This window comes from Alloalcanivorax sp. C16-2, assembly GCF_046507615.1.
In the GTDB taxonomy this organism is placed as follows: domain Bacteria; phylum Pseudomonadota; class Gammaproteobacteria; order Pseudomonadales; family Alcanivoracaceae; genus Alloalcanivorax; species Alloalcanivorax marinus_A.
Genome location: NZ_JBKFTL010000003.1, coordinates 166,269 through 179,226, shown reverse-complemented (window position 1 = coordinate 179,226; position 12,958 = coordinate 166,269). Strand labels below are relative to the sequence as shown.

General features: G+C 68.4%; 13 protein-coding genes. 3 read left to right on the top strand and 10 right to left on the bottom strand.

Annotated elements, in window-relative coordinates; genetic code table 11:
- Nucleotides 1-83 precede the first annotated feature (83 nt).
- The 8 genes from murB to ACLD02_RS14425 are packed head-to-tail and all read right to left on the bottom strand — an operon-like array spanning nucleotide 84 to nucleotide 8,383.
- The gene (gene murB, locus ACLD02_RS14460) at nucleotides 84-1,097 is read right to left on the bottom strand and encodes a UDP-N-acetylmuramate dehydrogenase (RefSeq protein ID WP_203099987.1); all 1,014 of its coding nucleotides are present in this window, start codon (nucleotides 1,095-1,097) and stop codon (nucleotides 84-86) included.
- Entirely contained in the window at nucleotides 1,094-1,576 is a 483-nt protein-coding gene (locus ACLD02_RS14455) for a low molecular weight protein-tyrosine-phosphatase (protein WP_203099989.1), read from the bottom strand. Before ACLD02_RS14455 ends, murB begins: the two co-directional genes overlap by 4 nt.
- On the bottom strand, nucleotides 1,576-2,334 hold the full coding sequence (kdsB, locus tag ACLD02_RS14450; RefSeq protein ID WP_203099991.1) for a 3-deoxy-manno-octulosonate cytidylyltransferase: 759 nt from the start codon (nucleotides 2,332-2,334) through the stop codon (nucleotides 1,576-1,578). Before kdsB ends, ACLD02_RS14455 begins: the two co-directional genes overlap by 1 nt.
- Complete coding sequence (gene lpxK / locus ACLD02_RS14445; RefSeq protein WP_410299030.1) at nucleotides 2,331-3,332, bottom strand: tetraacyldisaccharide 4'-kinase; 1,002 nt, start codon at nucleotides 3,330-3,332, stop codon at nucleotides 2,331-2,333. The genes kdsB and lpxK overlap by 4 nt, the downstream gene beginning before the upstream one ends.
- The gene (msbA, locus tag ACLD02_RS14440; protein ID WP_203099995.1) at nucleotides 3,325-5,073 is read right to left on the bottom strand and encodes a lipid A export permease/ATP-binding protein MsbA; all 1,749 of its coding nucleotides are present in this window, start codon (nucleotides 5,071-5,073) and stop codon (nucleotides 3,325-3,327) included. Before msbA ends, lpxK begins: the two co-directional genes overlap by 8 nt.
- Nucleotides 5,070-5,495, bottom strand: coding sequence for a biopolymer transporter ExbD (locus ACLD02_RS14435; RefSeq protein WP_203099997.1), 426 nt, complete (start codon nucleotides 5,493-5,495; stop codon nucleotides 5,070-5,072). Before ACLD02_RS14435 ends, msbA begins: the two co-directional genes overlap by 4 nt.
- Nucleotides 5,492-6,133 carry a MotA/TolQ/ExbB proton channel family protein gene (locus ACLD02_RS14430; protein WP_203099999.1) on the bottom strand — a complete coding sequence of 214 codons (642 nt, stop codon included), beginning with the start codon at nucleotides 6,131-6,133 and terminating at the stop codon, nucleotides 5,492-5,494. The genes ACLD02_RS14435 and ACLD02_RS14430 overlap by 4 nt, the downstream gene beginning before the upstream one ends.
- Nucleotides 6,134-6,154: 21 nt before the next feature.
- Nucleotides 6,155-8,383: a DNA internalization-related competence protein ComEC/Rec2 gene (locus ACLD02_RS14425; protein ID WP_410299029.1), complete on the bottom strand. Its 2,229-nt coding sequence runs from the start codon at nucleotides 8,381-8,383 to the stop codon at nucleotides 6,155-6,157.
- A 118-nt stretch (nucleotides 8,384-8,501) separates the two neighbouring features.
- Between ACLD02_RS14425 and ACLD02_RS14420 the strand changes: the two genes are divergently transcribed.
- On the top strand, nucleotides 8,502-9,023 hold the full coding sequence (locus tag ACLD02_RS14420; protein WP_203100003.1) for a DUF2062 domain-containing protein: 522 nt from the start codon (nucleotides 8,502-8,504) through the stop codon (nucleotides 9,021-9,023).
- A gap of 95 nt (nucleotides 9,024-9,118) precedes the next feature.
- Here the strand turns inward: ACLD02_RS14420 and ACLD02_RS14415 are convergent, their stop codons facing one another.
- On the bottom strand, nucleotides 9,119-9,799 hold the full coding sequence (locus tag ACLD02_RS14415; protein ID WP_203100005.1) for an ABC transporter ATP-binding protein: 681 nt from the start codon (nucleotides 9,797-9,799) through the stop codon (nucleotides 9,119-9,121).
- Nucleotides 9,792-11,027 (bottom strand): lipoprotein-releasing ABC transporter permease subunit, encoded by a 1,236-nt coding sequence (locus ACLD02_RS14410; protein WP_203100007.1) that lies wholly within the window; start codon nucleotides 11,025-11,027, stop codon nucleotides 9,792-9,794. The genes ACLD02_RS14415 and ACLD02_RS14410 overlap by 8 nt, the downstream gene beginning before the upstream one ends.
- Before the next feature lie 237 nt (nucleotides 11,028-11,264).
- On the opposite strand from ACLD02_RS14410, the gene ACLD02_RS14405 reads away from it, so the two are divergent.
- Together ACLD02_RS14405 and ACLD02_RS14400 are read left to right on the top strand one after the other, a co-directional pair.
- The gene (locus ACLD02_RS14405) at nucleotides 11,265-11,867 is read left to right on the top strand and encodes a hypothetical protein (RefSeq protein WP_203100009.1); all 603 of its coding nucleotides are present in this window, start codon (nucleotides 11,265-11,267) and stop codon (nucleotides 11,865-11,867) included.
- A gap of 68 nt (nucleotides 11,868-11,935) precedes the next feature.
- Entirely contained in the window at nucleotides 11,936-12,943 is a 1,008-nt protein-coding gene (locus ACLD02_RS14400; protein WP_203100011.1) for an agmatine/peptidylarginine deiminase, read from the top strand.
- Nucleotides 12,944-12,958 lie beyond the last annotated feature (15 nt).

The following is a 12,958-nucleotide window of genomic DNA, read 5'->3' as shown; positions in this document are numbered from 1 at the left end:
CGCTCGCCGGAACGCCCGCTCTCCATTGGGGCCGCGTCTCCGCAGGTTGGATATTGCTGTAGGAGCGACCGGGCGGCGTACCGCTAACGACCTGGCAGCAGCACCGGTTCCTGCTCCAGATCCACATCGAAGCGCTGGCGCACGTCGGCGCGCACCGCCGCCGCCAGGGCGCGCACGTCGGCGGCGCGGGCGCCGCCGTGGTTGACCAGCACCAGGGCCTGGTCGCGGTGCATGCCCACCGGCCCCAGGCTGCGGCCCTTCCAGCCGGCCCGTTCGATCAGCCAGCCGGCAGCCAGCTTCATGCCGTCGCGGTGCGGGAAGGCCACCAGTTCCGGCCAGACGGCCTTGAGGCGATCGTGATGGGCGGTGGACACCACCGGGTTCTTGAAGAAACTGCCGGCGTTGGGCAGTTCCCGAGGATCGGGTAGCTTGCTTCGCCGCTGCTCGATCACCGCCTGGCGCACCGTGGCCGGGTCCAGACTGGCCGGGTCGGTCCCGGCGAAGCGTGCCGCCAGGGCGCCGTAATCCACCCGGCAGGGGCCGTGGCGGCGCAGGGTCAGGGTAATGCCGGTAATGATGAATTCGCCGCGTCGGCGGCTCTTGAACAGGCTGTCGCGGTAATCGAATTCGCAGTCGGCGGCTTCGAAGCGCACTGGACGGCCATCCGCCACCGCCAGGGTGTCCACGCTGTCCAGCACGTCGGCCAGTTCCACGCCGTAGGCGCCGATGTTCTGAAACGGCGCGGCGCCGGCGGTGCCGGGGATCAACGACAGGTTTTCCAGACCCCGCCAGCCGCGCGTCACGGTGTCCGCCACCAGGGTATCCCAGACCACGCCAGCCCCCACGGTGACGCGCGCGGTATCGCCCTGCTCCCGGTACTCGATGCCGGAGAGCGCCGGGATCAGGGTCAGCCCGGGCAGATCACCGTCGAGCACGATGTTGCTGCCCTGCCCCAGCACGAACAGGGGTTCGCCTGCGGCCCGCGCCGCCAGGGCCTCGGCCAGGGCCTCCTCGCTGGCGGGCCGGGCCAGCCGTTCGGCCCGGGCCGGCAGCGCCAGGGTGTTGGCGCCGGACAGGTCCGCGTTCCGTTCGATCACAGCCGCTCCCGCAGCCGGTCCAGCCACAGATCGCTGGCCTGCTCCACCAGGTCGAGCACGTGGTCGAAGCCATCGTCGCCGCCGTAGTAAGGGTCCGGCACTTCCCGGGGGCCGGCGCCGCCGAGCACGTCCAGGAAGCGGGCCAGCACCACGCCGTCATCGCCCCCCGCCCCGGCACGCAGCGCTTCCAGATCCGCCAGATTGTTATCGTCCATGGCCAGCACATAGTCGAAACGGTGGAAATCGTCGCCGCTGACCTGGCGGGCGCGCAGGTCGTCCATGGCGTAGCCCCGTTGCGCGGCGGCGGCGCTGGCGCGGCGATCCGGCGCCTTGCCGATGTGCCAGTCACCGGTGCCGGCGCTGTCGATGCGAATGCGTTGTTCCAGGCCGGCGTCGATCACCCGCTGCCGGAACACCGCCTCGGCGGTGGGCGAGCGGCAGATGTTGCCCAGGCATACGAACAAAACGGATACCGACATCAGGCTTCTCCCGCCAGGTGGCGACGCATGCGCGCCAGGTCATCCTCGGTGTCGACGCCGCCGGGCACCGGCTCCCGGGCCGGCGCCACATGGATGGCGGCGCCGTTGGCCAGGGCGCGCAATTGCTCCAGGGATTCCAGTTGCTCCAGGGGCGCCGGCGGCCACTGCACGAACTGGTGCAGGAAGCCCACCCGGTAGGCATAGATGCCGATGTGCCGCCACCAGCGGCCACCGCTCAGGTCTTCCCGGTCGCGAGCGAAGCCGTCCCGGTGCCAGGGAATCGGCGCCCGGGAGAAATACAGCGCGCGGCCATTGACGTCGAACACCACCTTGCAGACGTTGCTGTTGAACAGGTCCGCGGCGTCCTCGATGGGTTCACACAGGGTGGCCATGCGGCAATCGTCGTGGCGGCGCAGATTGTCCGCCACCTGATCGATTACCGTCGGCGGAATCAGCGGCTCGTCGCCCTGCACGTTGACCACGATGTCGTCGTCGTCCAGGCCCAGTTGCGCCGCCACTTCCTGCAGCCGGTCGGTGCCGGAGGGATGGTCGTCCCGGGTCATCACCACCCGGGCGGTATCGCCCACCGCGTCACGTACCCGGGGATCATCGGTGGCCACCAGCACCTGGCCGGCGCCGCTGCGCGCGCAGCGTTCCGCCACGCGCACGATCATCGGCTTGCCGGCCAGATCCGCCAGCGGCTTGCCCGGCAGCCGCGACGAGGCGTAACGGGCCGGCACTACCACATAAAAACTCATTGTCTCTCCTCGCGGGGACCCTGCCCCAGGGTCCGGTCGAGCATGGCGTCCAGGATCGCCGGCGGCAGGTCGGCGCGCACCGGCAGCGTCCACAGACGGGGATCATCGAAACCCTGGCATTTTACCGCGTCCTTCTCGGTCATGATCACCGGGCGGTCGTCACCGAAGGTCAGGTCCGAGGGCCGGAAGGCGTGGTGATCGGGGAACGCGTGGGGAGTCACCGTCAGGCCGAGCAAGTCCAGGGTGCGGAAGAACCGCTCCGGGTGGCCAATGCCGGCCACCGCGTGCACCGCCGGATAGCGGTCCCGGAAAGTGGCCGCGTCCAGGGCAGCGCCGTCACTCAGCCGCGACGGATCGCCGGGCACCAGGTGCATGACCACGGCGCCGGGCCAGGGCCCGCCGTTGGCGACCACGAAGTCCACCCGGTCAAGGCGGTCGGCGGGCTCGCGCAGGGGACCGGCCGGCAGGCAGCGACCGTTGCCCAGGCCCCGCCGGGCGTCGATCACCGCCACCTCGGCGGAACGCGGCAAGGCGTAATGCTGCAGCCCGTCATCACTGATCACCAGATCGGCGCCGTGGCGGCGCGCCGCTTCGTCCAGGGCCCGGTCGCGGCGCGGATCAAGCACCACCGGCACGTCCGCGCGGCGGGCGATCAGCAGAGGTTCGTCGCCAACCCGGGCCGGGTCATCATCGGCGCGCACGGTGAGCGGATAGTCACCGCCCTCGCCGCCATAGCCCCGGGAAATCACCACTACCGTGAGCCCCCGCTCCCGGGCCCGGCGCGCCAGGGCGATCACCAGCGGCGTCTTGCCGGTACCACCCACGGTGACATTGCCCACCACCAGCACCGGCACCGGCGGCGCCTCGGCGGCGGCCAGGAAGCGGCGCAGCCGGCGCCGCGCCACCCGGCCCACCAGCCAGCCCAGCGGACGCAATGGCGCCAGCCAGGGGCTGCCGGCGTACCAGCCCTGTTCAACGCGGCGGGCCCAGTCAGCCATTGCCGCTGTCGGCGAAATCCATCTTGTAGAGCTGGGTATAAAGGCCGTTGCGGGCGAGCAGTTCCTCATGGCTGCCCTGCTCGATCAACTGGCCCTGGTCCAGCACCAGGATGCGATCCGCCTTCTCGATGGTGGACAGGCGATGGGCGATCACCAGGGTGGTGCGACCGGCCATCAAGCGCTCCAGCGCCTGCTGAATGTGGTGTTCGGATTCCGTGTCCAGGGCACTGGTGGCCTCGTCCAGAATCAGGATCGGGGCATCCTTGAGCAGCGCCCGGGCGATCGCCAGACGCTGGCGCTGGCCGCCGGAAAGCTGGGCGCCGTCCTGGCCTACCTCGGTGTCCAGGCCATGTTCCAGGCGCTGGATGAAGTCCCAGGCATAGGCGTTGCGCGCCGCCTCCTCGATGGCGGCGTCGTCGGCGCCGCGCATTTCCCCGTAGGCGATGTTGTTGCGCACGGTGTCGTTGAACAGCACCACCTTCTGGCTGACCATGGCGATCTGCGCACGCAGATCCGCCAGTTTATAGTCCGTCAGCGGCACGCCATCGAGGCGCACCTCGCCGGAATCCGGGTCGAAGAAGCGCGGCAGCATCGCCGAGATGGTGCTTTTGCCAGCACCGGAGCGACCCACCAGGGCGATGGTCTCGCCGCTGGTCACCGAAAAACTCAGGTTGCGCAGCACCGGCTGGGCCGGATCATAACCGAACGTGACATTGCGAAATTCGATCTCGCCGCTGGTGCGGCTCAGGGTCTGCGTACCCAGGTCCGGTTCCGTGGGCCGGTCCATCAGCTCGAACAGGGACGAAGCGCCGGTGACGCCACGCTGGATTTTCACGTTCACGTCGGTGAGTTGCTTAAGCGGCTTTTGCACCATGCCGGCGGCGGCGATGTAGGACAGGAAGCCACCCACGGTGAGCGCCTCGCCCATCAGGGTGATGTACAGATAGGTGACCGCGCCGATCGCCGCCGCCACGAACAGCTGCACGATCACCGTGGAGGCGATCTTGCTGGCGTTGAGCTTGGTGTTCTGCCGCGAAAAACGGCGGCTCACGGAATGGAAACGGTCGGCCTCCAGCTTCTGGCCACCAAAGATCTTCACCGCCTGGTTGCCCTCGATGGCCTCGCCCAGGAACTGGGTGATGTTGCCCATGGACGACTGGATGCGCCGGCTGATGCGGCGGAAACGCTTGCTGGTCAGGTTGACCACGGTGGCCACCAGGGGCGCCATCACCAGCAGGATCAAGGTCAGCTTCCAGTTCTGGTAGAGCAAAAAGGTGATCAGCCCGATCACCGTCAGTCCCTCGCGCAGCATCACGATGATGGCGTCGGTGCCGGCGCTGGTGACCTGCTGGGCATCGAAGATGATCTTCGACATGATCCGCCCGGAAGCGTTGTTGTTGTATTCCGCCTGGGGCAGACGCAGCACCTGGCCGAACACTTCGTTGCGCAACCGGTAAACAATCTCCTGGGCCACCCAGGTCATCGAGTAACTGCCCATGAACTGGCCGATGCCCTGGGCCAGGGCGATAAAGAACGGCGCGATGGACACGATCACCACCCGGTGCGGTTCCGGGTTGACCACGGTCTCGCCCAGGTAACCGGCGAGCTGGGCGGCGCCGGCCTGGGTGGCGGCGTAGATGGCGTAACCGAAAAAACTGGCGAGCAGAATCGCCCAGTGGGGTTTTACGTAGGAAAGCAGCCGTTTGTAGGTCTGCCAGGCATCATCGGGTAGTTGGCTCATTGCCCCTCGTCATCGGCTTCGCGCGTGGTGAGCGACAGCTTATCAAAGCCGAGCTGTCCGGCCACGTCCATCACGCGCACCACCGCCTGGTAACTGGCGTTGGCGTCGGCGGTAATGATCATCGGCCGGGTGGTCTTGTCCTGACCCAGACGCAACAGCGCCGAGCGCAGACCCCGCTCGCTGTTGTCGGCGAGCTTCTCGCCATTGATCACATACTCGCCCAGCGGCGACACCAGAATCTCCACCGCCTCGGGCACCGCTTGCGGCGGCGTGCCCTTGGCCTCGGGCAAGGTCAGCGCCAGTTGGGTCTCGCGGGTGAAGGTGGTGGACACCATGAAGAAAATCAACAGCAGGAACACCACGTCGATCAGCGGCGTCAGGTTGACGCTGATTTCCTCCTGACGCGGGCGCGGAAATTTCACGGCTTGCCTCCGGCACCGTCCGCCGGGCCGGCTTCCCGGTCACCGTGCACCAGATCCACCAGGTGCACCGCGTTCTGTTCCATGCCCACGGTAATCTCCTCCACCCGGCGCACGAAGAAGCGGTGGAAGAAAATCGCCGGGATCGCCACCACCAGACCGGCGGCGGTGGTAAGCAGCGCCTGGGAAATGCCGCCGGCCAGTTGGGCGGCGTCACCGGTACCGTGGATCATGATCGCGGCGAACACGTCGATCATGCCAATCACCGTGCCCAGCAGGCCCAGCAGCGGGGCGATGGCGGCGATGGAACCCAGGGTGGCCAGGTATTTTTCCAGGTCGTGGACCACGCCGGTGGCTTCCTCCTGGATGCTCTCCTTCATGATCTCGCGGCCATGGCGGGCATTGGCCAGGCCGGCGGCGAGGATGCGCCCCAACGGCGACTGCTCACGCAAGGCATTGAGGCGCTGGGCGTTGAGTTGCCCTTTGCGCAGCCAGCCGCGCACCTGGTTGAGCGTATCCGGCGGCGACAGTTTACTCGGACGCAGGGTCCAGAAGCGTTCCACCACGATGGCCAGGGCCACCACCGAACTGATCAGGATCGGGAGCATCATCCAGCCCCCGGACCGCACTAGATCCTGCACGTAAGATCCCCTTTCCACGATTCACCAATAGCGCCCGCTGGCGGGCCGGTGCCAGGGCCGGCCATGGTCCTGGCGCCACTTTGTTATAAGCGCGGCATTATCAAGGCCCCCCAGGCGAAACACAATCATGCCGGTCCGGTCGGTGCGCAGAACCGTGACACCGGCCGCTTCCAGGCGGGCGACCAGGTCCGGCGCCGGGTGGTGGAAGCGGTTGGCGTAACCCACCGAGGCCACCGCCCAGCGCGGCGCCAGCGAACGCACCCAGGCGTCGGCGCTGGACGAGGCGCTGCCGTGATGGGCCAATTGCAGTACTTCCACCGGCGCCACCTTGCCCAGCAGTCGGTATTCCACCGCCGTGGTGATGTCGCCGGTGAGCAGCAGGCTGGCGCCCACCGCGTCCACGCGCAGCACACAGCTGGCATCGTTACCGCTCCAGCCATCGTCGCGGGGCCACAGCACCCGGAAATCAACGCCGTCGAAACGCCAGTGCTGACCGGCCCGGCAGGCCGTGGCCGGCGCGGAGAGACGGCCCGGCTCCCCGGCCAGCAAGCGCCCCGGCCAGGGCAGATCCCCCAACCCGCCGGCGTGGTCGCCATCACCATGGCTGACCACCGTGACATCCGGTCGCAGCCGATGACGGCGCAGCCAGGGCACCACCACCCGGGCCATGGCGGAGCCGCCCTCCCAGGCCGGCCCCACGTCGTACAGCACCAGATGCCGGGCGGTGCGCAACGCCAGGACCTGGCCCTGGCCGACCTCGAACACCACCAGATCCACCCGCCCCGGCGGCGGTGCCCCCGGGTCCGGCAACCACCAGGGCAGCAGACACAGCACCAGCAACCGGCGCGGCCAGGGCCAGGCTGGTAACAGCCACAGCAGGCAGGCGGCCAACAGCAATGCCCCACCCCAGCCGGCCGCCGGCGGCAGCGACGGGGCCGGCCAGGTGGCCAGGCAGTCCATGATCGCCACCGCCAGTTCCACGCCGGTCGCCGCCGCCATCAACGGCGGGCCGCTGTCCACGACCGCCCCCAGCAACGCCGCCGGCACCACCAGCAGGCTGAACAGCGGCACCAGCAGCAGATTGGCCAACGGTGCCCACCAGGCCCAGATACCGAACAGCGCGGCGCCGGCCACCGCCATGGGCACCGGCAACGCCAGCATCACCGGCAGGCGCCCGCCGTCGAGCAGCAACAGAATCACCGCCACGGCGCCGAATGACAGCCACAAGCCCGCCGAGAGCGCCGCCAGCGGGTCCACCAGCAGCACCGCCATCAACGCCAGAGCCAGCACCCGGCCGGCGGGAGGCCCACGCCGGCGCAGCCGGCACCAGGCCAGCACCGCCATCATCAGCAGGGCCCGCTGGGTAGGCAGGCTGAACCCGGCCAGAGCGGCATAGCCCAGCCCCCCGGCCAGGGCCTGCAACCAGGCCAGTTGCTGCAGCGCCAGGTGCCGGGCCGGTGGCCACGCCCAGGCGTACAGGGGCGCCAGCAGCCAGCGACCGACCCACCACAACAGGCCGGTGACGAGAGTGAGATGAAGGCCGGAGATCGCCAGCAGATGGGCGGTGCCGGTGGCCTGGAACCGTTCCCGCAGGGTGGGACCCAGGCCGCGCCGGTCACCGGCCACCAGGGCCGGGATCACGGCCGCGCCCAGAGGGCTGCCGGCCAACCGCTCGCGCAGGCGCGCCGCCAGCCGCGCGCGAAAGGCATGCAGCCCCCCGGCAGCCCGCACCGGGCCCTCCACGGCCACCAGCTCGCCACGGGCATCCAGGCGCCGGGACAGCGCGAAACGGGCACCATCCGGCCCGGTCTGGTTGTGCCAGCCATGGGGGAAATAGAGCCGCACCCGGCCCTGGAAGCGGTCTCCGGCCTGGAGGGCGGGCAAAGGCCCCCAGGCGGTGACCCGCACCCGGTGGCGCCCCGGCCAGCGTGGCTCACCAGGACCCGGGCTCACCTCCAGCCATAGCCGCTGCCAGGCCACCGGCTCGCCGTAGCGGGCGCGCTGGTCACGCTCCACCAGATCCACCACCCGGGCCCGCACGCTCAGTTCCTGGCCGTTCAACGGCTCCGGCAGCCGCGCCGCGAGGCCCTGGTGCAGCGTCAGCGCGCCCAGCCCCCAGGCCAGCGCCAGGCTCACGGCCAGGCGCGGCTGGCGGGCCACCACGGCCAGCCCCACCAGAGCCGCCAGGGGCCATGGCGAGGTACTCCATACCGCCGCGACCAAGGCCACGGCGACACCGGCGTAACGCATCCTTGCGCTCCTGATCATCCTGGTCGCGGAGATTCCCTAGGCGACGGCGCCCGGGATCGGCATAATAGCGCCCGCAACGGAACCCTCGTATGGATTCCCGCCCGGGAAGCAGTCTCACATGCCGAAACGGTTATTCCGAAAATACCTGCCCTCGCCGGACCGCCTCAAAGGACATAAGTCCCTGAGCTTTCTGGGTGGCGTGTTGTCGGACCCCAACCTGTGGCACATCAACCGCCATTCCCTGGCCGGCGCCGCCTTCATCGGCGTCTTTACCGGGCTGCTGCCCATTCCCCTGCAGATGGGGCTGGCCGCCCTGCTGGCGGTGCGCTTCCACTGCAACCTGCCGCTGTCGGTGGTTCTGGTATGGATTTCCAACCCCGTTACCTATGTGCCGATCTTTTATTTCACCTACCGGATCGGTGCCTGGATGCTGGGCATGACCCCCAGCCCGCCCCACGGCATCAACGTGGCCTGGTTCGTGGAGCAACTGGTGCCGCTGTGGGCCGGTTCCCTGGTCTGCGCGCTGATCGCCGGCTTCACCTCCTACCTGGCGGTGAAACTGTTCTGGCGGCTGGCGGTGGTGCGCAGCTGGCACCTGCGCGCGCGGCGGCGCCGTCAGCAGCGCCGTAACAGCCGCTGAACCCGGCCACCCGACAGGACGCAGAATACCCGCCACGCCGGGCCGCCGCTGTCGGCCATCGCGGTGTCTTTGCGTAGGCTGGGGCTTACCCGGCGTCAGAACGTTCTGAGAAGACCTTCGTGGAGTTCGTGGCGGGTCTGGCAGCGGCCGGCGATGCGATGATCGTGGGTAACGATCAGCAACGCGGTGCCCAGGCGCCGGTTGAGATCCAGCATCAGTTCCTGAACCTGATCGGCGGTGCGCTCGTCCAGGTTGCCGGTGGGCTCGTCGGCGAGCACCAGGGCCGGGTCGGTGACCAGGGCCCGGGCAATGGCCACCCGTTGGCGTTCGCCGCCGCTGAGCATGGCCGGCTTGTGGCTGGCGCGTGCCGCCAGCCCCACCTGGTCAAGCAGGCGCGCCGCCCGTTCCCGGGCCTCGGCGGGCCGCAAGCGGCGGATCAGCAACGGCATGGCCACGTTTTCCAGGGCGGTGAATTCCGGCAGCAGATGGTGGAACTGGTAAACGAACCCCAGGTAGTGGTTGCGAATACGCCCCAGACCCCGGTCGTTGAGCCCGGCCAGGGGCTGCCCACCGATGGCCACGGTGCCCTCGGTGGGCGCGTCCAGGCCACCGAGCAGATTCAGCAGGGTGGACTTGCCGGAGCCCGAGGCGCCAACGATGGCGGCGGTGTCGCCACGGCGCACGGTCAGGTTGACGCCGCTCAGCACCTCCAGCTCACCCTGCCCTTCCTGGTAGCGTTTGATCAGGCCATCGGCGGCCAGCACGATGTCATTCATAACGCAGCGCCTCCGCCGGCCGCACCCGGCTGGCCCGCCAGGAGGGGTAGAGAGTGGCGGCGAAGGTGATCACCATGGCGATGGCGACGATGATCCCCACGTCGCTCCATTCCAGTTGCGACGGCAAATAGTTGACGAAGTAAGCATCGAACAGCCGGGTATTGAAGGTGCGTTCGATCCAGGCCGCCACCTCGCTGACGTTATTGGCCAGCAGCACCCCGAGCAGGGTGCCGAGGATGGTGCCGGCCAGACCGATCACCGCTCCCTGGACCATGAAGATCCGCATGATGGTACCCGGCGACGCGCCCAGGGTGCGCAGCACGGCGATGTTGCCGCGCTTCTCGGTGACCAGCATCACCTGGCTGGAAATAATATTGAACGCGGCCACCGCGACGATGAAGCTGAGCAGCAGGGTCATCATGCTCTTTTCCATCTTGATGGCCTGGAACAGATTGCCGTGGGTGCGGGTCCAGTCGGTGGTGTAGTAATCCGGGCCAAGTGCTTGCTGCAGCCCCCAGCCGATGTCCGGCGCCGCGAACAGATCGCTCAGCCGCAGATGGATGCCCTCCACGGTGCCAGGCTGGCGGTGCAGCACGGCGGCGTCCCGGGTGGATACATAGGCATACAGGCCGTCCACCTCGGCGCGGGCGCGGAACACCCCCACCACCTTGAAGCGCTTGAAGCGCGGCATCACACCCGCCGGCGACACGCTGGCCTCGGGCAGCACCAGGGTCACCTTGTCACCGACCTCCGCGTTCAGCTTGCGGGCCAGACCGTAGCCCAGCACCACCCCGAAACGGGTATCCGCCAGGGCATCGAAATCCCCTTCCCACATCATGTCGCCAACGATGGAAACGCGCCGTTCCGCCTCCGGCTCGACGCCATTGATCAGGGCGCCGGCCACGTTGCCCTTGTGGGTGAGCATGCCTTCAAGCTGAATGAACGGCGCCGCCGCTTCCACGCCCGGGTAACCGCTCACCTGATCGGCGAGCTGGCGCCAGTCCTCCACCGGCTCGCGGCCATGCACGGACAAATGGGTCACCATCCCCAGGATACGGGTCTGAAGCTCACGGTCGAAGCCGTTCATCACCGACAAGACGGTGATCAATACGGCGACGCCGAGCATCAGCCCGAGCGCGGAGATCAGGGTGATCACGGAAATGAAGCTATTACGGGCCCGGGCGCCGGTGTAGCGCAGGCCCACGAACAGGGCAAAGGGTCGAAACATGGCGCGCATTTAAGCACTAAAAGGCCGCGGGGCGCCAGACGAAAACCGGCCCGCTGCCGGGATTGGCACGGGCGGGTTGTGATCGGCATCCACGACCGTCCAGCGCGGTCCTGGTTGAATTCGAATCCGCCGGCGAACACCGACGGTGTTCGGGCGAGGGTCCCGTTGGGACCGCGCCACTTGAACAAAGGTTCAGACTGTGGATGCTAAGGGGTCCAGATTGGGGGAAGGAACAATATGAACAACATCATTGCCGCGCTGCTCGTGGCGCTGATCGTCTCGCCGATGGCCGCCTGGGCCGCCGACGGCCCTACCCGGGGCATGAGCAAGGCGCAGGTTCGCCAGCAGTTCGGCGAACCGCAACGGGTGCGGACACCGGTGGGCAATCCGCCCATCGGGCGCTGGCACTACCCGGACTTCACCGTTTATTTCGAGAACGACATCGTGCTGCACAGCGTGTCCGAGGAGCGCCCGGCACGCACCGATGAGACCACCACCGTGCGTGAACGGGAAACCGGCCACCCTTTGCCTCCGGACGTGGAGAACGAGGAAACCCAGATCGAAGTGGAGTCGCGCATCAAGAACCGGGACGCGGATTCCGACGATGAGCGCGACAAGAAAAGGGACGACGACGAAACCGACGAATCCGACATCGCCCCGGGCAGCACCGGCGTGCGCGCCGCCGGCAGCGAGCAGGAAGAGGAAGCGGAGCGCGACCTGGATGCCGACCCGCAAGACCAGGACACCGCCACCGACCCGGACAAAGCCGCCGACCGGTTCCGTTTCGACCCGGCGTCCGGCCGCATCGTGATCGAGGATGAGGACGACAACGAGGGCTAGGCGGTTATCATTGACGCTGATCGGCGACCGCCACACAATCGCGCGGTTGCCAATCAGCGAGCCGACCGATGCGCCTGTTATTGCCCGAATGGCACCCCCAGTGGGGGGTGCTGCTGGCCTGGCCCGACGCCGACACCGACTGGGCCCGCCAGTTGGACGCCGCCCACGCCACCTACACCGCCCTGATCCGTGCCCTGCTCGACCACGAGCGGGTGCTGTTGCTGTGCCGTGACGACGAGCGCGCCGACCAGGCCCGCCGATGCCTGGCCGAGGCCGGCGCCGACCTGAGCCGGCTGCGCATCGAGTTGGCCGACTACGACGATACCTGGGCCCGGGACTTCGGCCCCATCAGTGTCGCCGACGACGGCGCCCCGCGACTGCTGGACTTCCGTTTTACCGGCTGGGGCCACAAGTTCCCGGCGCGACGGGACGACGCCCTTAACGCCACCCTGCCCTGGCGCGCCCCCCGGGAAACCGTGGACCTGGTACTGGAAGGCGGCGCCATCGACACCGACGGCCACGGCACCCTGCTCACCACCCGGGCCTGCCTGCGCAACCCCAACCGCAACCCGCTGCTCAGCGAGCAGGAACTGGCCGAACGCCTGCGCGTCACCCTCGGCGTCGAGCGCATCTGGTGGCTGGACCATGGCGAGCTGGAAGGCGACGACACCGACGCCCACGTGGACACCCTGGCGCGCTTCGTCAACGCCAACACCATCGCCTACGTGGGCTGCGACGACCGGGAGGACGCCCACCACGCGGCCCTGGCGGACATGGCCCGGGAACTGGAAGCCCTGGCTGATGCCCACGACCTGAGGCTGGTGCGCCTGCCCATGGCCAACGCCCAATACAACGCCGAGGGCGAGAGGTTGCCGGCCACCTACGCCAACTTCCTGATCACCAACCGCAAGATCCTGGTGCCGGTGTACGGCTGCGCCAGCGACGCGGCGGCACTGAATGCCCTGGCGGCGGTGGCCGGCGAGCGCGCCGTGGAGGGTATCCCCTGCCGGCCGCTGATCGAGCAGGGCGGCAGCCTGCACTGCGTGACCATGCAACTGCCGGAAGGCGTGCTGTAGACTGATTCACCCAAC